22 protein-coding genes are annotated in these 17,730 nt (G+C 75.6%); 11 read left to right on the forward strand and 11 right to left on the reverse strand.

Annotated features, from left to right (window positions below; translation table 11 throughout):
• Position 1: 1 nt before the first annotated feature.
• Positions 2 to 454, reverse strand: a complete 453-nt coding sequence (locus NP075_RS01195; protein ID WP_227564670.1) for a hypothetical protein — start codon at positions 452 to 454, stop codon at positions 2 to 4.
• On the reverse strand, positions 445 to 1,155 hold the full coding sequence (locus tag NP075_RS01200) for an RNA polymerase sigma factor (RefSeq protein WP_227564671.1): 711 nt from the start codon (positions 1,153 to 1,155) through the stop codon (positions 445 to 447). The genes NP075_RS01195 and NP075_RS01200 overlap by 10 nt, the downstream gene beginning before the upstream one ends.
• 174 nt (positions 1,156 to 1,329) lie before the next feature.
• Here NP075_RS01200 and NP075_RS01205 point away from each other — a divergent pair, with 174 nt between their 5' ends.
• The 6 genes from NP075_RS01205 (at position 1,330) to amaP (ending at position 4,056) form a co-directional block, all read left to right on the forward strand.
• Positions 1,330 to 1,830, forward strand: coding sequence for an Asp23/Gls24 family envelope stress response protein (locus NP075_RS01205; protein WP_227564672.1), 501 nt, complete (start codon positions 1,330 to 1,332; stop codon positions 1,828 to 1,830).
• A complete protein-coding gene (locus tag NP075_RS01210) occupies positions 1,827 to 2,285 on the forward strand; it encodes a hypothetical protein (RefSeq protein WP_227564673.1) in 459 nt (152 codons plus the stop codon). The genes NP075_RS01205 and NP075_RS01210 overlap by 4 nt, the downstream gene beginning before the upstream one ends.
• Positions 2,286 to 2,347: 62 nt before the next feature.
• On the forward strand, positions 2,348 to 2,524 hold the full coding sequence (locus NP075_RS01215; protein ID WP_227564674.1) for a DUF2273 domain-containing protein: 177 nt from the start codon (positions 2,348 to 2,350) through the stop codon (positions 2,522 to 2,524).
• The gene (locus tag NP075_RS01220) at positions 2,517 to 2,879 is read left to right on the forward strand and encodes an Asp23/Gls24 family envelope stress response protein (protein WP_227564675.1); all 363 of its coding nucleotides are present in this window, start codon (positions 2,517 to 2,519) and stop codon (positions 2,877 to 2,879) included. The genes NP075_RS01215 and NP075_RS01220 overlap by 8 nt, the downstream gene beginning before the upstream one ends.
• A complete protein-coding gene (locus NP075_RS01225; protein WP_227564676.1) occupies positions 2,876 to 3,478 on the forward strand; it encodes a DUF6286 domain-containing protein in 603 nt (200 codons plus the stop codon). Before NP075_RS01220 ends, NP075_RS01225 begins: the two co-directional genes overlap by 4 nt.
• 8 nt (positions 3,479 to 3,486) lie before the next feature.
• The gene (amaP, locus tag NP075_RS01230) at positions 3,487 to 4,056 is read left to right on the forward strand and encodes an alkaline shock response membrane anchor protein AmaP (protein WP_227564677.1); all 570 of its coding nucleotides are present in this window, start codon (positions 3,487 to 3,489) and stop codon (positions 4,054 to 4,056) included.
• Between the two features lie 179 nt (positions 4,057 to 4,235).
• Here amaP and NP075_RS01235 read toward each other — a convergent pair whose 3' ends face one another.
• The 5 genes from NP075_RS01235 to NP075_RS01255 form a co-directional block, all read right to left on the reverse strand.
• A complete protein-coding gene (locus tag NP075_RS01235; protein ID WP_227564678.1) occupies positions 4,236 to 5,555 on the reverse strand; it encodes an RNA polymerase sigma factor in 1,320 nt (439 codons plus the stop codon).
• Positions 5,552 to 5,893: a YciI family protein gene (locus NP075_RS01240; protein WP_227564679.1), complete on the reverse strand. Its 342-nt coding sequence runs from the start codon at positions 5,891 to 5,893 to the stop codon at positions 5,552 to 5,554. Before NP075_RS01240 ends, NP075_RS01235 begins: the two co-directional genes overlap by 4 nt.
• On the reverse strand, positions 5,890 to 6,282 hold the full coding sequence (locus NP075_RS01245) for a YciI family protein (protein WP_227564680.1): 393 nt from the start codon (positions 6,280 to 6,282) through the stop codon (positions 5,890 to 5,892). Before NP075_RS01245 ends, NP075_RS01240 begins: the two co-directional genes overlap by 4 nt.
• Before the next feature lie 82 nt (positions 6,283 to 6,364).
• On the reverse strand, positions 6,365 to 7,129 hold the full coding sequence (locus tag NP075_RS01250) for a YciI family protein (protein WP_227564681.1): 765 nt from the start codon (positions 7,127 to 7,129) through the stop codon (positions 6,365 to 6,367).
• A 58-nt stretch (positions 7,130 to 7,187) separates the two neighbouring features.
• Positions 7,188 to 8,774 carry an MDR family MFS transporter gene (locus tag NP075_RS01255; RefSeq protein ID WP_227564682.1) on the reverse strand — a complete coding sequence of 529 codons (1,587 nt, stop codon included), beginning with the start codon at positions 8,772 to 8,774 and terminating at the stop codon, positions 7,188 to 7,190.
• 224 nt (positions 8,775 to 8,998) lie between these two features.
• On the opposite strand from NP075_RS01255, the gene NP075_RS01260 reads away from it, so the two are divergent.
• Positions 8,999 to 9,559 (forward strand): type 1 glutamine amidotransferase domain-containing protein, encoded by a 561-nt coding sequence (locus NP075_RS01260; protein WP_227564683.1) that lies wholly within the window; start codon positions 8,999 to 9,001, stop codon positions 9,557 to 9,559.
• A gap of 8 nt (positions 9,560 to 9,567) precedes the next feature.
• The gene (locus NP075_RS01265; protein WP_227564684.1) at positions 9,568 to 10,065 is read left to right on the forward strand and encodes an NUDIX hydrolase; all 498 of its coding nucleotides are present in this window, start codon (positions 9,568 to 9,570) and stop codon (positions 10,063 to 10,065) included.
• Positions 10,066 to 10,096: 31 nt separating this feature from the next.
• On the opposite strand, the gene NP075_RS01270 is transcribed toward NP075_RS01265, so the two are convergent.
• Genes NP075_RS01270 through NP075_RS01285 form a run of 4 tightly spaced genes read right to left on the reverse strand, consistent with a single transcriptional unit; the run spans position 10,097 to position 13,013 of the window.
• Positions 10,097 to 10,477: a hypothetical protein gene (locus tag NP075_RS01270; protein WP_227564685.1), complete on the reverse strand. Its 381-nt coding sequence runs from the start codon at positions 10,475 to 10,477 to the stop codon at positions 10,097 to 10,099.
• A 54-nt stretch (positions 10,478 to 10,531) separates the two neighbouring features.
• A complete protein-coding gene (locus tag NP075_RS01275; RefSeq protein ID WP_227564686.1) occupies positions 10,532 to 11,131 on the reverse strand; it encodes a YdeI/OmpD-associated family protein in 600 nt (199 codons plus the stop codon).
• 29 nt (positions 11,132 to 11,160) lie between these two features.
• Positions 11,161 to 11,721, reverse strand: a complete 561-nt coding sequence (locus NP075_RS01280; RefSeq protein WP_227564687.1) for a DinB family protein — start codon at positions 11,719 to 11,721, stop codon at positions 11,161 to 11,163.
• A 32-nt stretch (positions 11,722 to 11,753) separates the two neighbouring features.
• Positions 11,754 to 13,013, reverse strand: a complete 1,260-nt coding sequence (locus tag NP075_RS01285) for an MFS transporter (protein ID WP_227564688.1) — start codon at positions 13,011 to 13,013, stop codon at positions 11,754 to 11,756.
• Between the two features lie 67 nt (positions 13,014 to 13,080).
• On the opposite strand from NP075_RS01285, the gene NP075_RS01290 reads away from it, so the two are divergent.
• The 3 genes from NP075_RS01290 (at position 13,081) to NP075_RS01300 (ending at position 17,729) form a co-directional block, all read left to right on the forward strand.
• Positions 13,081 to 13,713, forward strand: coding sequence for a maleylpyruvate isomerase N-terminal domain-containing protein (locus NP075_RS01290; RefSeq protein WP_227564689.1), 633 nt, complete (start codon positions 13,081 to 13,083; stop codon positions 13,711 to 13,713).
• Positions 13,714 to 14,058: 345 nt separating this feature from the next.
• Positions 14,059 to 15,942: an ABC transporter ATP-binding protein gene (locus tag NP075_RS01295; protein ID WP_227564690.1), complete on the forward strand. Its 1,884-nt coding sequence runs from the start codon at positions 14,059 to 14,061 to the stop codon at positions 15,940 to 15,942.
• On the forward strand, positions 15,939 to 17,729 hold the full coding sequence (locus NP075_RS01300) for an ABC transporter ATP-binding protein (protein WP_227564691.1): 1,791 nt from the start codon (positions 15,939 to 15,941) through the stop codon (positions 17,727 to 17,729). Before NP075_RS01295 ends, NP075_RS01300 begins: the two co-directional genes overlap by 4 nt.
• Position 17,730 lies beyond the last annotated feature (1 nt).

Genomic DNA, 17,730 nt, shown 5'->3' on the forward strand with positions numbered 1-17,730 from the left:
GTCACACCCGGTGCACGTCGGTGACCACGACGTCCACCGTGACGACGGACTCCGGCAGGTCGGGCGCGCCGAGCACGTCGCGCAGGTGGTCCGCGACCGTGCGGCGCACGTCGGTGGCCAACGGTGCGATCGGCTGCAGGTACGCGGCGGACACCTCGACGACGGCCTGCTCCAGGACGTCGTCCGGGCCGGTCCGGAACGCCAGCCGGCGCACCCGCACCCGGGTGTCCCGGTCCAGCCGGGCGCGCACCGACGTGCGCAGGACGTCGGCCGCGACCGTGTAGGTGCCCGCGGCGTGCCGACCGCGCACCGGGCGCGACGGCCGCAGCGCGGCGACCGCGGACGCCACCACGCGCGGCGCGACCGCGACCCAGCCGTCGTCGGTGTGCCGGCGCAGCCGGGCCGTCGCCAGGTCGAGCAGGTCGTCGACCCGCCGCGCGTCGTTCAGCGCCATGTCGAGAACCTCCTGCTCAGCGACTGCCGCGCGCGCGCCAGCGACCCGCGGACCGCCGCGTGGGTGGTCCGCAGCACGCTCGCCGCGTCGGCGTAGGACATGCCCTCGACCTCCACCAGCAGCCACACGGCACGCTGCGACGCCGGGAGCGCGGCGAGCGCACCGTCGAGCGCCGCGCGCAGGTCGACGGCGAGGAGGTGGCCGACCGGGTCGCCGACAGGCGCGGCGCCCGTGCTGGGCGGCGCGTCGTCGTCCCGCACGTCGACGGGGACCGCGGTGCGCGCCCGGCGGCGGGCGGCACGTCGCACGCAGTTGGTCTGGATGCCGAACAGCCACGTGCGCACGCTCGCGTCGCCGCGGTACGCGTCGGCGCCGAGCCACGCGGCCGTCAGCGCGTCCTGCACCGCGTCCTCGGCGTCCTGCGCGGACGGCAGCAGGCGGCGCGCGTACCGGTAGAGGGCGGCGCCGTGCCGGGCGACGAGGGCCGCGAAGGCGGACTGGTCGCCCAGGGCGGAGCGCTCGACGAGCACGTCGTCCGGCTGGTCGGTGCCGGGCGGCTCGTCCGGCTCGTCCCGGGTGTCCGGGTGGTCGCCGGGCCTCTCGTCCCCTCGACGCGCCGGTGGTCCCGGGTGCCCGTCGGGCAGGGGCGGGGGGGCCGAGGGGGTCGCGGGCGTCGTCGCCGCCACCTCGTAGGTCGTCACGACGGGCTCCGCAGCCACGCGACGAGGCACGCGGTGTGACCCAGGTCACACCGCGTGCACCGTGACGACGCCGTCCGGGAGGGCACTCACCCAGTGTCGGGGCCCTTCTGCCGGTCGGCACCCCGGGGCACCAGGCACGTCCGCACGATCCGGCCCACAGCACCAGGAGCACCGATGAGCGAGCAGACGACCACACCGAGCGCCGCCACCGACAACCCCGGTCCGCGCCTCGGCAACTCCGGCACCAGCAGCTCGACGCGCGCGAGCAGCACGCCGCTGCAGACCAAGTACGGCACGACGACCATCGCCGACGGCGTCGTCGCCAAGATCGCCGGCATCGCCGCGAGCGACGTCGCCGGGGTCCACGCGCTCGGCGGCGGCGCAGCCCGTGCCTTCGGCGCGATCCGCGAGCGCATCCCCGGCGGCACCACGAACCACAGCCAGGGGATCAGCGTCGAGGTCGGCGAGCAGGAGGCCGCGGTCGACGTCGACCTCGTCGCGGAGTACGGCGTGTCCGTCGTCGACCTCGCGGAGGGCGTGCGGCGCAACATCATCACGTCCGTCGAGCGCATGACCGGCCTGCGCGTCATCGAGGTGAACATCAGCGTCAACGACGTCCACCTGCCGCAGGACGACCCGCAGCCCGAGCCCGCACCGCAGCCGCGCGTGGCATGAGCGGCGACCGCCCCGGGCCCGACGAGCCCGTGGTCGTCGTCCGGGAGGAGACCGTCGTCGTCGTGCCCGTGCCGGCGGACCCCGCCCCGGCGGTCCCGGCACCGGCACCCGGCCCCCCGGAGCCGGCACCGGTCCCCGGCCCGCCGGTCCCGGCACCGGACCTCGGCCCTCCGACCCCGCCGGACCCCGCCGAGCTCGCGGCCGCGGCCGCGCTCGCCGTCCCCGGCGTCGCCGGGCTGTACCCGGGCGCGTTCGGCGAGATCGGCACCCACCTGCCCGGCCGGCGCGTGGCCGGCGTCCGCACCCGCAGCGGGCCCGACGGCAGGTCGACCGACGTGCACGTCGTCGCCCGGCTCGGGGGCGACCTGCGGGCGCTCGCGGCCGACGTGCACCGAGCGGTGCAGGCGGCCGTGGGCGGTGACGTCCACGTCGTCGTCGACGACCTCGTCGCCTGATCGCCGGGACGTCCCGGCCGGACCCGTCCGCACGCAGCACGTCCCGAACCGAGGAGCACCTCATGTCCCTGTCACTCGCCGGTCTGCTCACCGGGCTGCTGCTCGCGATCGCAGCGGTCGTCGGCGGCTTCAACGGCTTCCTGCTCGCCGTCGTCCTCGGCGCGGTCGGCTGGCTCGTGGGCGCTGTCGTGGAGGGTCGCGTCGACCTGTCCGCCCTCACGGGAGGTCGTCGTGGCTGACGACCACCGCACCGTCGACCCGGCGGTGCGCGGCTCCCTGACGGTCGGCGACCGGGTCGTGCAGAAGGTCGCGCTGGCGGCCGCCTCACGTGTCCCGGGCGTGGCGACCGCGACGTCGAGCCTGCTGGGCCGTGACCTGCCGCGTGCCTCGGCGCACACCCACGGCACCCGCGCCCGCGTCGAGGTCGACATCGCGCTCGCGTGGCCCGCCCCGGCCGCGTCGACCGCGCAGCGCGTGCGCCACGCGGTCGGCGACGCCGTCACCCGGTACGCCGGCGTCCAGGCCGACCGCGTCGACGTGCGCGTCGTCGGCGTCACCGACCCGGCGCCCGCCACCACGGTGCGTGTGCGATGAGCGCGCTCGCCGACGCACCCGCCACGGACCTGGCCGCGCAGCCGCCCGACCCGGTGCCGTTCGCCCAGCCGCGGCCCGCCGGCGCCCTCGGCTGGATCGGCGTCGTCCTGGCCCTCGTGGTCCTCGGCGTGGCGGTCGTGCTGGTGCACGACGGCCTGGTCGCGCTCGACGTCCTCGGGGGTGACACCTGGCTGCTCGCGGCCGCCGACGCGGTCGGGCGCATCACGCCCACCTGGCAGGTCGCGCTCGTCGGGGCCGTCGTCGCGCTCGTGGGCCTGCGGCTGCTCGTCGTCGCGCTGCGTCCGCGGCGACGTCCGGCGATCCCGCTCGCCGCGGGCGGGGGCCAGTACCTGCTGGGGCAGGACGTCGCGCGGCTCGCGTCCGGTGCGGCGGCGCAGGTCGACGGCGTCTTCGACGTGCGCAGCACGTGGGGCCGACGGGCCGTGACGGTCGACGCGACCACGGACGGCGACACGACGGTCACCGACCAGGTCCGCTCGGCCGTCGCCGAGCGCCTCACCGCGCTCGCGGACGTGCCGCGGGTCGCCGTGCGCGCCCGCAGGGCGAGCCGCACGGACGGACGGGGAGGTGTGCGGTGAAGCGGGGGGTGCGCGCGACGAACCGCGTCGTGGCGTTCGTCGTGGGGCTCGCGCTGCTCGTCGTCGGCGTCGCCGCGGTGCTGTGGTGGACCGGCGTGCTCGGGGACGTGTGGGCGCAGACGCCCACGGCGCTCGACCCCGGCCGCGTCTCCGAGGTCACCGACGCCACGTGGTTCGGCTGGGCGGCGACGGTGTCCGGCGTCGTCCTCGGCCTCCTCGCGCTGTGGTGGCTGCTCGCGCACCTCGGCACACCGCGCGTGGGCACCCTGACGCTCGCCGGGTCCGACGCGTCGGGACAGCTCACCATCGACGTCGGCGCCCTCGCCGGGCACGTCGCGGACGAGGCGCGCCGCCTGCCGGGAGTCGTCGGCGCCCGGTCGACCGTCGACCTGGACCGCGGCCGGTACGTGCTGGTGAGCACCCTGCAGGTCGACCCGGAGGCCGACCTGCCGGCGCTCGCCGACGACGTCGCCGCGCTGGTCGCCCGCGCGCGGGACGTCGTCGGGATCCGCCGGCTCGCGGCCCGCACCCACCTGGCGGTGCGGCGGCGCGCCCGCGGAGGGCCGCGCGTCGTGTGACGTCCAGCGGGCCGGGCCCGGCGCGGCGGGGGGCGTGCCGAGCCCGGCCGCTCTCGGTGACCAGTGGTCACCGGGGTGGGTCGCCAAGTGACCAGTGGTCAGTTGGGGGGTTGCCGGGTCCTCTTCGGCCCTCCCAAGTGACCAGTGGTCACCGGGGTGGGTCGCCAAGTGACCAGTGGTCAGTTGGGTGACGCCTCGCCCCGCGCCTGCGCCAGTCGATCGCGCAGGTGCTGCCGTTCGGCGTCGGCCGGCACCAGGGTCAGCGCACGCTCCAGCTCGGCCGCCGCCTCCGGTCCCCGCCCGGCGCGCAGCAGCAGCTCGCCGCGCACGGCGGCCAGCCGGTGGTGGTGCGCGAGGGTGCCGTCCAGGCCGTCGAGCAGCGCCAGCCCAGCCTCCGGTCCGTCGACCTCGGCGACGGCCACGGCGCGGGCGAGCCGTACGACGGGTGACCCGGTGCGTGCCTCCAGCACCGCGTACACCCCGGCGACGACGTCCCAGCGGGTGTCCGCCGCGGTCGGTGCGGTCGCGTGCTCGGCGGCGGCGAGGGCCTGCAGGCGGTGGTCCTCGGCGAGCCCGTCGAGCGGTGGCAGCGCCGCCAGCAGGGCCACCCCTTCCTCGATGTCCTCGGTGTGCCAGCGCGAGCGGTCCTGGTCGGGCAGCAGGACGATGCGGCCGTCGTCGTCGACGCGGGCGTCGCGGCGGGAGTGCTGCAGCAGCATCAGCGCCAGCAGCGCGTGCACCCGCGGGGAGCCACCGAGCAGCCGGTCGAGCTCGCGGGTGAGGCGCAGCGCCTCCTCGGCGAGGTCCACCCGCAGGCCGCCGGGCACGTCCGACGGCTGGTACCCGGCCGTGAACAGCAGGTACAGGACGGTCGTCACGGCGTCGAGCCGCTCGGCGAGCTGGGCGGGCGGCGGCACGACGAACGGCACGCCCGCCGCCGCCAGGCGCTTCTTGGCCCGCGTCAGCCGCGCCGACATGGCGGTGTGCTGCACGAGCTGCAGGCGCGCGATGTCCGCCGTCGCCAGCCCGACCACGAACCGCAGCGTCATCGCCACCCGGTCCGCGGGAGCCAGCGCCGGGTGGCAGCACGTCAGGACCAGGCGCAGCTGCTCGTCCGCGACGTGCGCACCGGGGTCCTGCGTCGCGGCGGCCAGCGACCGCATCTCGTCGTCGACGACCATGAGGGGCTCCTTGCGTCGGTGCACGGCCTGCGACCGCAGCCGGTCCAGCACCCGCCGGCGCGCGGCCGTCAGCAGCCACGCGCCGGGGTTGGTCGGCACGCCGTCGCGCGGCCAGGTGCGGGCGGCGGCCTCGAAGGCGTCACCCGCGGCGTCCTCGGCCAGGTCGGGGCTGCCGAACTGCGCGACGAGCAGCGCGACGACGTGCGACCAGTGCGCGCGCCACGCGGCGCCCAGGGCGTGCGCGACGTCGTCCGCCGCCGGGCCACCGGCTGACGGGGCGGCCGGTGGGCGCGGCGGCGGGGTGGGACCGGGCGTCACGGCTCGACGCACTCCCGGATCTCGTGCGTCGTCTCGGGCAGCAGCCGCACCAGGCCCTCGAGCGTGGGCACGTCGGGCGCGTCGACCAGGTAGAAGCCGCCGAGCTGCTCGGTGGTCTCCGCGAACGGCCCGTCGGTGACCTCCGTGGCGTCGCCGACGTGCCGCACGGTGCGGGCGTGCGCCACCCCGGCGAGCGCCTCGCACGCGAGGATCGTCACACCGACCCCGGGCGCCTCCCGGGCGAACGCCTCGTGCCCGCGGACGTACCGGGCGCGGCCCTCGGCGTCGGCGCTGCGGTACGTCTCCTCGTCCTCGTAGACCAGGACGACGAGCTTCACGACGCGACCGCCGCGTCGACAAGCGGTGCCGCCTGCGCGTCCTGCCCGCCCACGGGTCGCAGCTCGATGGTCCCCGGGTCGTTCTCCAGCAGTCCGGCGGCCAGGTGCAGCAGACCGTCCGGGTCGGCCGTGCGGACCAGGTAGAACCCGCCGAGGTGCTCCGTGGTCTCCGCGAACGGTCCGTCGCTCAGCTCCGGCCCGTCCGCACCGACGCGCAGCAGCCGTGCGGCGTTCGGGCTCGCGAGCTCCTCGCCCCCGAGGATCTCGTGGCCGTGCGCGGCGCAGTCGGCGGCGAACCGCTCGTGCGCCGCGTAGGACGCACCCAGGTCGAGGCAGGCGTCGGGGTCGCCCCACAGCAGCAGGGTCCAGGTGCGCGGTGTGCTCGTCATCGTGCGGCCTCCGTCGTCGGGGGCACCCACTGTGCCCGCTCGTCCGCATGACGCGCGAGCAGGTGCGGATTCGACAGCGCCGTCATCCTGCGACCGGCACGCCGTCGTGCACCATGCCGCGCACCTCGACCGTGCCGCGGCCCTCGGCCTCGACGAGCGGCGCGGCGAGCCGCAGCAACGCGTCCGGGTCGTCGGTCCGCACCAGGTAGTACCCGCCCAGCTGCTCGGTGGTCTCGGTGTAGGGGCCGTCGCAGAGGACCGGCTGCCCGGCGGGGGTCGTGCGTACCAGTCGCGCCGCGGTGTGCGGCCCGAGCTCCTCACCGCCGACCACCCGGTGCCCCTGCTGCTCGCACGCGGTCACGAACGCGTCGTGGGCGGCGAACACCGCGTCGAGGTCGAACGCCCCGGCGGGGTCGCCCCGCAGCAGCACGAGGTGCAGGGGAGCGTCGCCCGGGGTGGTGCCGTCGTGCGCGGCCCCGTCGTCGTGCAGCACCTCCGGGCGCAGCTCGAGGGTGCCGCCGTCGTGGGTGACCAGCGGTGCGGCGAGCCGCAGCAGGCCCTCGGGGTCCGCGGTGCGGATCCGGTAGAGGCCGCCGAGCTGCTCGGTGGTCTCGGCGTACGGACCGTCGGTCAGCCTCCCGCCGACGGTCAGCGTCCGCGCGGTCGCCGCGTCGGCGAGCTCCTTGGCCAGCAGGACCTCGTGGCCCTGCGCGGCGCAGTCGGCCTCGAACCTCTCGTGCGCCGCGTACGCGGCCCGGGGGTCGAGCAGCGCGTCGGGGTCGCCCCACAGCAGCATCAGGTACGTCGTCGGCGTCGTCATGGTGTCCTCCAGCGCGTTCTCGGGCACCCACTGTGCCCGGCACGCCCACGACGCGCGGGGACCGCCGGATTCGACACCCCGCGCGCTACTCCACCCGTGCGACCCCCCGGGCCTCCAGCCCCGACTTGTCGGACAGGGCGACCTCCTTCATGAAGAACGCGACGACGAAGCCCAGCACGGCGAGCGGCACCAGGTACCAGAACGCCGGCGCCAGGGCGTGGGCGTACGCGTCGACGACCACGTCGCGCAGCGCGGCCGGCAGCTCGCGCACCGCGTCCGGGGTCAGGGACTGCGCACCGAACCCCTGCGGCACGTCCCCGGGGGGCGCGTCGCGCAACGCGTCACCCAGCTGCGTCGCCAGGCGGGCGGTGAAGACGGTGGAGAACACGCTGGTGCCGACGGCCGCACCGATCTCCCGCAGGAAGTTGTTGGTCGACGTCGCGACGCCCACCAGGTCGGGGGACACCGAGTTCTGCACCGCGATGACGATCGTCTGCATGACGAACCCCAGGCCGAGCCCGAGGACGAAGATCATGGCGCCGAACGTGACCATCGAGATGTCCGGCGTCAGCTGCGTGAGCCACGCCAGCCCGATCGTCGCGATGCCCATGCCGATGATCGGGTACGGCTTGTACCGCCCGTACCGCGTGATGGCCAGGCCCGAGCCGAGCGCCGTGATCATCAGGCCCACGGTCATCGGCAGCATCATCAGCCCGGCGTCCGTCGCGGTGGAGCCGCGCGCCATCTGCAGGAACGTCGGCAGGAACGACAGCGCCGCGAACATCGTCATGCCGAACAGCAGGGCGATGGTCACCGAGACGGTGAACGTGCGGCTGCGGAACAGGTGCAGGGGGATCAGGGGGTCGGCCGCGCGGGACTCCGCCACCAGGAAGGCGATCAGCGCGACGACGGTCACCACCACCAGGGCCCACAGCGCCGGGTTGCTCCAGTCGTACCGGCGGTCGGAGGAGATCGTGCTCCAGCTCGTCAGGAAGACGATCCCCGAGGTGGTCAGCGTCAGCAGCACGGCGCCGACGACGTCGAGCCGGGTCGTCGCCCGCCGCGTCGGGAGCCTCAGCCGGAACCACGCGATGCCCAGCGCCACCAGGGCGACGGGCACGTTGAGCCAGAAGCACCAGCGCCACCCCGGACCGTCCGTGAACCAGCCGCCCAGCAGCGGCCCGATCACCGTGGCCACCCCGAACACCGCCCCGATCGGCCCCATGAACTTGCCGCGGTCACGGGCGGAGACGATGTCGGCGATGATCGCCTGGCTGAGGATGACCAGGCCGCCGGCGCCCAGGCCCTGCAGGGACCGCCACACCACCAGCTCCGTGAAGGACCCGGCGAGTGCCGAGCCCGTCGACCCGACGAGGAACAGCACCAGCGCGACGAGGAACGGGGTGCGCCGACCCCACAGGTCGCCGACCTTGCCGTACACGGGCATGACCACGGCGATCGCCAGCAGGTACGCCGTGACGATCCAGCCCTCGCGGTCGGCCGCGCCCAGGTCGCCCACGATCGTGGGCAGCGCCGTGCTCACCACCGACTGGTCGAGGGCGGACAGGAACATGGCCGCCAGCAGGGCGCTGAAGATGACGTAGACCGTGCCCCGGGACAGCACGAACTCCGGTTCGCCGGTGTCCGTCGGGGGGTGCGTGGTGCCGCTCATGGGCGTGTCCTGCCTGCGCGTCGGGACGCGGCGTCCACCGACCGCACGGTGCGGCGTCGCGGGTGAGCACTGCCGGAGCGCGCGACCGGCCGCCGTGCCCCCTCTCCGAGTGTGCTTCCGGGCCGACCGCCCCGCACGGCGTGCGGGACCGCGCCGGGCGTGCTTACCGTGGCGGGCGCCGCCCGGCGACCCCGGGCGCCCCACCATCTTTCGAGGAGGCACCCATGTCCGACACGGACCTTCGCGGCCGCCGCGTCCTGGCCGTCGTCACGAACTACGGCGTCGAGCAGGACGAGCTGGTCGTGCCCGTCGAGCACCTGCGAGGCGCCGGCGCGACCGTCGACGTCGCCGCCGTCGACGACGCCCCGATCGAGACGCTCGTGGGCGACAAGGACCCCGGACGCACCGTGCAGCCGACGACGACCATCGGCGCCGTCGACGTCGACGCCTACGACCTGCTCCTGATCCCCGGCGGCACGCTCAACGCCGACAGCCTGCGCCTGCAGGACGAGGCGGTGGGGCTGGTCAAGGCCTTCGCGTCGTCCGGGCGTCCCGTCGCCGCCATCTGCCACGGGCCGTGGCTGCTCGTCGAGGCGGGGCTCGTCGGCGGCAAGCGCCTGACGTCGTACCCGTCGCTGACCACCGACGTGCGCAACGCGGGCGGGACCTGGGTCGACTCCGAGGTCGTCAGCGACGACGCGAACGGCTTCACGCTCGTCACGTCGCGCACCCCGGACGACCTCGACGCGTTCCTGCGGCACGTCGACGCCGCGCTGACGGCCTGACCCCCACGGTGCCGGTCACCAGCGCGGGCCTGCTGCTCCACCACGGACGCGGCGCGGACGCGCACGTGCTCATTGCCCACATGGGCGGGCCGTTCTGGGCGCGCAAGGACGAGCGCGCGTGGTCGGTGCCCAAGGGGATCGTCGAGCCGGGCGAGGACGTCGCGACGGCGGCCCGGCGCGAGTTCGCCGAGGAGCTCGGCGTCCCCGCGCCGGACCTGCCCGCCGTCGACCTCGGGGCGTTCCGGTACTCCTCCGGCAAGGTCGTGCACGTGCTGGCGGTCGAGGTGCCCGCCGGGATCGTCGGGTCGCCCGACGACCCGGCGTGCCCCGACCTGACGACGCGTCCCGGGATCAGCACCGTGCAGGTCGAGTGGCCGCCGCGCTCGGGCCGCCGCCTCGAGGTCCCGGAGGTCGACCGCGCCGCGTGGGTCACCCTCGCCGAGGCCCGACGCCTGCTGGTCGCCGGGCAGCAGCCGGTCGTCGACGCGCTGGAGTCGGCGACCTGACACGGGCCGGGCCCCCGGCCGGCCGGTCGCCTCAGGAGTCCGGGCGCAGCTGCTCCATCAGCTCGAGCACCTCCGGGTCGCGCTGCTCCGCCCAGCCGAAGCCGACCTCGTCGTGCCACGGCACGGGCTCGTCGTCCACGCGGACCTCCCACGTCGTGCCCGGCAGGGCCCGGCGGACCTCGGTCAGGGCGCGGCACCAGTGCGCGAGCCCCAGGAACGTGGTGAACGGGTCCTGCTCCGGCAGCGTCGTCGTCCCGTGCAGCGCGTCGTCACCCGGTGCGGCCAGCGTCAGCAGCTCGGCCTCGAACGGGAAGGTCGCGTTGTGCACGGCGACGAGGCCCCGCGCGACGGCGACCTCGTCCTGCGTCAGCGGGTGCGACCGTGCCGCGCTGTAGTGGAGCCGAACAGCCATGTTCCGGAGGATACGGGACGGAACGGGCGCGCAGCAGGGGTTGTTGGACGCTTGTCACGGAGTGTCGGGACGGCGCTTCTGCGGGTACGGCGTGCGGCCCTCGGCGAGGTCGGCCACGAAGCCGGCGATGCGCCGGGCGCGGGTGTCGGGGCGCTTGGCCTGGCTGATCCGGCTCAGCACCGCGTACCGGTTGCCCGACGTGAGCGCGTCGAACCACGCGCGCGCCGCGGGCACGGCGGCGAGGGCCGCCGTCAGGTCGTCGGGCACCTCGATCGTCGCCGGGCCGGGGTAGGCGGCCTGCCACCGGCCGTCCGCCTGGGCGGCGGCCACCTGGGCACGTCCCGCGTCGTGCATGCGGCCCTCGCGCTCCAGGCGCTCGGCCCGCGCCACGTTGACGGCCGACCACGGGCTGCGGGCCCGGCGCGGCGTCATGCGCTGGAAACTGCTGTGCTCGTCGCGCCGCCGGCCCTGCCCGTCGATCCAGCCGAAGCACAGCGCCTCCTCGACCGCCTCGACGTACGTCAGCGTCGTGACGTCCCCGCCCTTCTTGTGCAGCACGAGCCACACGCCGGTCGGGTCGGCGTGGTGCTCCGTGAGCCAGACGCGCCAGGCATCGGCGTCGGGGAGCAGGAGCTCCGGCAGGTCGTCGGCCACGGCCTCATCCTCCTCCTGACCTCCGGCACTCACTCGCCGGTGGTGCCGTCGACCGCCTCCCGCAGCAGGTCCGCGTGGCCGTTGTGCCGCGCGTACTCCTCGATCATGTGGACCAGGATCCAGCGCAGCGAGACGGGCTCGCCGGTCAGCCGGTGCGGGCGCGCCGACACCTGGTCCAGCCCGCCGGCCGCCAGCGCGGCAGCGATCGTGCGCTGCGAGCGCTCGACCGCGTCGTCCCACAGCGACCGGAGGTGCTCCGGGGAGTCGTCGGCCGCGCTCGTCCACTCCCAGTCGCGGTCGGCCTTCCAGTCCACCGACACCCACGGCTCGACGTGCGGCGCGTCGTGCCACACCACGCCGAACCAGTTGTCCTCGACCATGGCCAGGTGCTTCATCAGCCCGCCGAGCGTCATGGTCGACGGCGGCAGCGGGCGCCGCAGGGCGTCGGCGTCGAGGCCGTCGAGCTTGAGCAGCAGCGTGCGGCGGTGGAAGTCGAGGAACCCGAGCAGCGTGCCGGCCTCGTCACTGCGGTGCGGCGGCTCGTCGCGCTCGGGCGTCAGGCGGGCGGGGCTCAGGTCGACGTCGTCCATGGACGGAGCCTGGCACAGGCCACCCACACCCGTCAGGGAGCCGCCGCGTCCGATGGCGCCGGGCGCGCGTCGGTGTGCGCGACGTGCCGCAGCTGGCGCCAGATCAGCACGACGAACACGGCCGACCCCGCGAACGCGAACCAGAACGGCGCGGTCACGCCCCACCGCTGCGCGAGCAGGCCGCCCACGCCCGCCCCGACGACGAGACCGCCGAAGACCCCGATGAGGTTCACGCTGTTGACGCGCCCCTGCAGGGCGGCCGGCACGGCGCGCTGGCGGATCGTGATCGACGTCGTCCCCCACACGAACGCGTGCGCGCCGAAGACGAGGAACACGGGCATCGCGACCCACGGGCTGGTCGTCAGCGCCAGCGCCAGGTGGGTGAGGGTCTCGACGACGAGCCCGACGCGCAGGAGCGTCGCGAGGGTGACGCGCGCGGTGAGCCACCCGTAGCAGGTGACGCCGACGAGCCCGCCGACGGCCTGCACCGTCGTCACGAGGCCGAACCCCACGTCGCCGAGACCCAGGCGCTGCTGGGCGTACAGCACGAGCACCGACCACGCCGCACCGAACGTGACGTTGAAGATGAGGATCGTCAGCACCAGGGTGCGCACGGCCGGGTGGTGCCAGGTCCACCGCACGCCCTCGGCGATGTCCGCGCGCACCGTGCCGCGCTCGTGGACGGCCCTGCCGTGCGGGGGCAGGACGACGCGGGAGACGAGCGCCACCCCCGCGGCCATGAGGACCGCCGCACCCGCGAACGGCGACCACTGCCCGGCCGCGAACAGGGCCGCGCCGATCGGCGGCCCGGCGAGCTGGTTGAGCCCCACGAAGCCGGCCTGGGCGCGGGAGTTCGCGACCGCGAGGTCGTCGCGGTGCACGACCATCGGCACGAGGGTCCCCGACACGTTGTCGGCGAACGTCTCGGCCGTCCCGAGCAGGAACAGCGCCGCGAGCACCAGCCAGATCGGCGACGCCCCGACCGCGACGCACGTCGCGAGCACCGCGAGCACCAGGACCCGGACCGCGTCCATCGCCATGACGAGCCGACGACGGTCCACACGGTCGGTGACCGCGCCGGCGAACAGGCCGAACAGCAGCGGCGGCAGCCACCCCAGCAGCGCGGCCAGGGCCACGAGGAACGCGTCGTCGGTGCGGGACGCGACCAGCAGCGGACCGGCGGCGAGCACCAGCCCGTCACCCAGGTTGGAGGACCACGACGACCCGAGCAGCCACCGGAAGGGTCGGCCCAGGCGCTCGGGCAGGGCGGTCTCGAGCACGCGCGCCGGCACCGGACAAGGCTAGTGCGCGCCCGGCGGTGCCTTCCGCCGCGCCGGTCCGCCCTGCCAGACTCCCGGCATGACCGCTCGCGACGACGCGTTCCTGCTCGCTGCCGAGGCCGCCCTGGGCCTGGTGGACCGGCCGGAGGTCGCGGCGCGGTGGTCGGAGCCGAGCGCGCTGCCGGGGATGAGCGTCGGGGCGCTGGCCGTCCACCTGGGCCACCAGGTGGTGCGGGCCGCGCAGGCCCTCACGCGTGACGCGGGGGACCTGCCCGTCCTGCGCGACGCCGACGAGCACTACGCGCGCTCGGCGTGGCCGACGGCGGCCCCCGAGGACCCGGTCAACGACCGCAGCCCCGACGAGGAGGCCGCGCTCGCCGGGCCCGGGGCGCTGCACGACCGGGTCGTCGCGGACCTCGACACGGTGCGCGACGCCCTCGGCTCCGGTGCCGCGCGCGACGTCGTGCCCGTGGCGTGGGCCGGGTGGGCGCTGCGCCGCGAGGACTTCCTGCTCACGCGCATGCTCGAGGTCGTCGTGCACGCCGACGACCTGGCGGTGAGCGTCGGCATCGACACCCCGACGTTCCCCGCCGAGGTGTACGACCCCGTCCGCGACCTGCTGGTCCGCCTCGCCGTCGCCCGGCACGGGCAGGCCCGCGTCGTCGCGGCCCTCACCCGCCGCGAGCGAGCACAGCCGATCCACGCCTTCTGACGTGGCGGTGGTGGCTGCTGCCGGGTGACCAGTGGTCGGTTGGGGGTGCTGCGTGGGCCGGCGGCTGCTCCCAGGTGACCAGTGGTCGGTGAGGGCTGCTGCCCGGTGACCAGTGGTCAGTTGGGGGTGCTGCGTGGGCCGGCGGCTGCTCCCAGGTGACCAGTGGTCGATGACAACTCCTCCCAGGTGACCAGTGGTCAGCTGGGGGTGCTGCGTGGGCCGGCGGCTGCTCCCAAGTGACCAGTGGTCGGTCCGTGCCCGATTCGTCTTGTCCGTCCGTCCTCCCCGGTCATAGGTTCTCGGTGCGGCGGGGACCGCCACCACCGGGACCTGAGGGAGTGCGCAGTGACGACGACCGCCGACGACGTCCGGCCCACGCTGCGGGGCCTCGGCCGTCGGTGGCGGCAGCGCCGGGAGGCCGCGGGGCACCTGCGGCGCCTGCTCCCGTACGCCGGGCCGGGGCTCGTCACCGCCACGCTCGCCGTGCACGTCGTGGCCGGTGCGGCGCCCGTGGCGTTCATGGCGGGCACCGGGTTCGCGCTGCAGCGCGTCGTCACCGGCGAGCCGGCCACCGGCTGGCTCGCGGTCGCGCTCGTCGCGTTCGTCGTGCAGCAGCTGCTCGCACCCGTGCAGCTCGTCCTGTCCCGCAAGGTGCAGCGACGCGTCGACGCCGCGTGCATCGAGCGGCTGACGTCGTTCGCGTTCCACGGCGCGACGCTCGCGGGGCTCGAGCGGTCCGACGTCGCCGACCGTCTCGCGCAGGCCGAGGAGGCGTTCGAGCAGTGGACGCTCACCCCGGGTGCCGCCCTGGAGGGTGCCCTGGCGCTGACCGCCCGGTACGTGCAGCTGGTGGGTGCCCTGGTGCTCCTCGTCGTCGTCGTCGGGCCGGGCGCGGCGGTGGCCGCCGCGGTGGTGGCCCTGGTCGCGCGCCTCGGGCAGACCGAGGGGTTCTTCCGGTGGGGCCGGCTGATCCGCTCGTTCGGCCCGCTGCGCCGCCGCGTGACGTACGTGCGCGAGCTGGCCACCGGCACGCGTGCGGCCAAGGAGATCCGCACGCTGGGCCTCGTCGGGTGGCTCGAGGACCGGTACGTCACCGAGAACCGTGCCGTGCTGGAGCCGACGTGGCGGTGGCGCCGCGAGGTCTACGGCGCGCCCTTCGTCGGGTACGCGCTGGTCGCCGCGGTGGGGTCCGTCCTCGCGCTGCTGCTGGTCGCACGGTCGGGGGCGGACGTCGCGGCCGTGAGCATCGCCGTCCAGGCCGTCGTGCTCTGCGGCCGGTTCGGCGTGATGTTCCCCGAGTCCGACGTCAAGCTCGTCTACGGCCGTGGCGCGTGGGAGGCGATGCTCGAGCTGGAGGCCGCCGCGCGCCGCACGGGCACCCCGGCGGCCGCCGGTGGCGCCGTCGTCCGCCCGGTCCGGCAGATCGCGCTGCGGGACGTCCGGTTCGCCTACCGCCCGGACCACCCGGTGCTCGACGGGCTCGACCTCGAGCTGCCCGTCGGCACGTCCACCGCGCTCGTCGGCGTCAACGGCGCCGGCAAGACGACGCTCGTCAAGGTCCTCACCGGCATGTACGCCCCGGACGCGGGTGCGGTGCTCGTCGACGGCACCGATCTGCGCGGCATCGACCCGGACGCCTGGCAGCGTACGTTCGCGGCGACGTTCCAGGACTTCCTGCGCTACGAGCTGACGCTGCGCGAGAACGTCGCGATGGGCGCGATCACGCACGTCGACGACGACGAGGGCGTGACCGCCGAGCTGCGGCGCGTGGGGCTGGGCGAGTGGCTCGACGGGCTGTCGCAGGGCCTGGACACGCCCCTGACGCGGGCGGTGCCCGGCGGGCGCGACCTGTCGGGCGGGCAGTGGCAGCGCGTCGCCCTCGCGCGCTCGCTGTTCGCCGTGCGGCACGGCGCGGGGGTCCTGGTGCTCGACGAGCCGACCGCGCAGCTCGACGCACGCGGTGAGGCGGAGTTCTACGACACGTTCCTCGAGCTCACGCGCGGCGTGACGAGCCTGGTGATCTCGCACCGGTTCTCGACCGTGCGCCGCGCGGACCGGATCGTCGTCCTCGACGGCGGCCGCGTCACGGAGGCCGGCACGCACTCCGAGCTGGTCGCCCTGGGCGGCGCGTACGCGCAGATGTTCGAGGTGCAGGCACGGCGGTTCGCGGACGAGCCCGCACGGCCCCTCGGCACGACGACCGACGACCACGTGGAGGTGGCGCCGTGAACGAGGTCCTGTTCTGCGTGGGTCGGCTGCTGGCGATCGCGTGGCGGCTCGACAGGCGGCGCCTGCTCGTCGGGGCGGGGCTCCTCGTCGCGGGGTCGGTCGCGACGCCGCTGGTCGCGGTGGCGGCCGGGCGCGTCGTCGACGCCGCGCTCGCGGGCGCGGGGTCCACCGCGGCGGTGTGGGCGGTCGTCGCGGGTCTCGCGCTGACGGGCGAGCTCATGCTCGGCCACTTCGCGCACCTGTCGTACTTCGCGCTGGCCGAGCTCACCGAGGAACGCTTCAACCGCGACCTCGTCCGGCTGGTCAACGGCACCGACCATCTCGACCGGACCGACGACCCCGCCTTCGCGGACCGCGTCGACCTGCTCCGGCAGGACGTCATGCAGGTGCGCACGACCGTCCAGTCGGGCCTGCAGCTCGGGGCGACGGCGGTGCAGGTCCTGCTCACGGCCCTCGTGCTGAGCACGGTCTCGCCGTGGCTGCTGCTGCTCGCGGTCGTGGCCGTGGTGCCCGTGCTGCTGGGCCGTCGGGCGGAGACCGAGCTCGAGCAGGTCCGCGAGGCGCAGGCGCCCACGACCCGCGGCATCCGGCACCTGCGGCGGCTCGCGACGAGCCCGGCGTCGCAGAAGGAGATCCGCCTCAGCGGCGGCGCCGACTTCCTGCTCGCGCGCCAGCGCGTCCTGCTCGAGCGGTACGACGAGGCCATGACGCGTGCCGACGTGCGCTACGCGGCGCTGCGCACCGCGGGGCAGCTCGTGTTCGGGCTCGGGTACGTCGCCGCGGTGGTCGGGGTGTTCGCGCTCGCGGGGCAGGGCCGCGCCAGCGCAGGCGACGTCGTCGTGACCGTCACGCTCGCCACGCAGCTCAGCGTGCAGATGGCGACGGGCATCGCGCTGCTCGGCTCCGTGCACCGCGCGGCCGTCGGGCTGCGCCGGTTCCTCGCGTTCGAGGCCGAGGTGGCGACGTCCGTCGCGCCGTCGACGGGCGTGACCGTCCCCGACCGCACGGGCGACGGCATCCGTCTCGTCGGGGTGACGTTCCGTTACCCCGACGCGGACGCCGACGCGCTGAGCGACGTCGACCTGCACCTGCCCGCCGGGACGTCCGTCGCGCTGGTGGGGGAGAACGGGGCGGGCAAGAGCACGTTGCTCAAGCTCCTGACCGGTCTGTACCGCCCGACCGCCGGGCGGGTCGTCGTCGAGGGCGTCGACCTCGCGGACGCCGAGCCCGCCGCGTGGCGCGCACGCACCGCCGCGCTGTTCCAGGACCTCGCGCGCGTCGAGCTGTCCCTGCAGCACAGCGTGGGGCTGGGGCACCTCCCGGACGTCGACTCGCCCGACGCCGTCACCACCGCCACCGACCGCGCGGGCGTGGCGGCCCTCGCCGCCGAGGTCGGCCACGACGGCGTGCTGGGCACCGGCTACGCCGACGGCCGCGACCTGTCGGGCGGGCAGTGGCAGGGCGTCGGCTTCGCGCGCACGCTCATGCGCACGGACCCGCTGCTGCTCGTGCTCGACGAGCCCGCGTCCGCCCTCGACGCCATGGCCGAGCAGCGCCTGGTCGACGCCTACCGCGAGGTCGCCGCGGAGGTCGCCGCCACGGTCGGCGGCGTCACCCTGTTCGTCACGCACCGCATGTCGACGGTGCGCCTCGCGGACCTCGTCGTGGTCCTCGACCACGGGCGCGTCGTCGAGCAGGGCACGCACGACGGGCTCGTCGCCGCGGGCGGCCGGTACGCCGACCTGTGGGCGATGCAGTCGCGCGCCTACGCCGCGGCGGCCGACTGAC

The organism is Cellulomonas wangsupingiae (assembly GCF_024508275.1).
Taxonomy (GTDB): Bacteria; Actinomycetota; Actinomycetes; order Actinomycetales; family Cellulomonadaceae; genus Cellulomonas; species Cellulomonas wangsupingiae.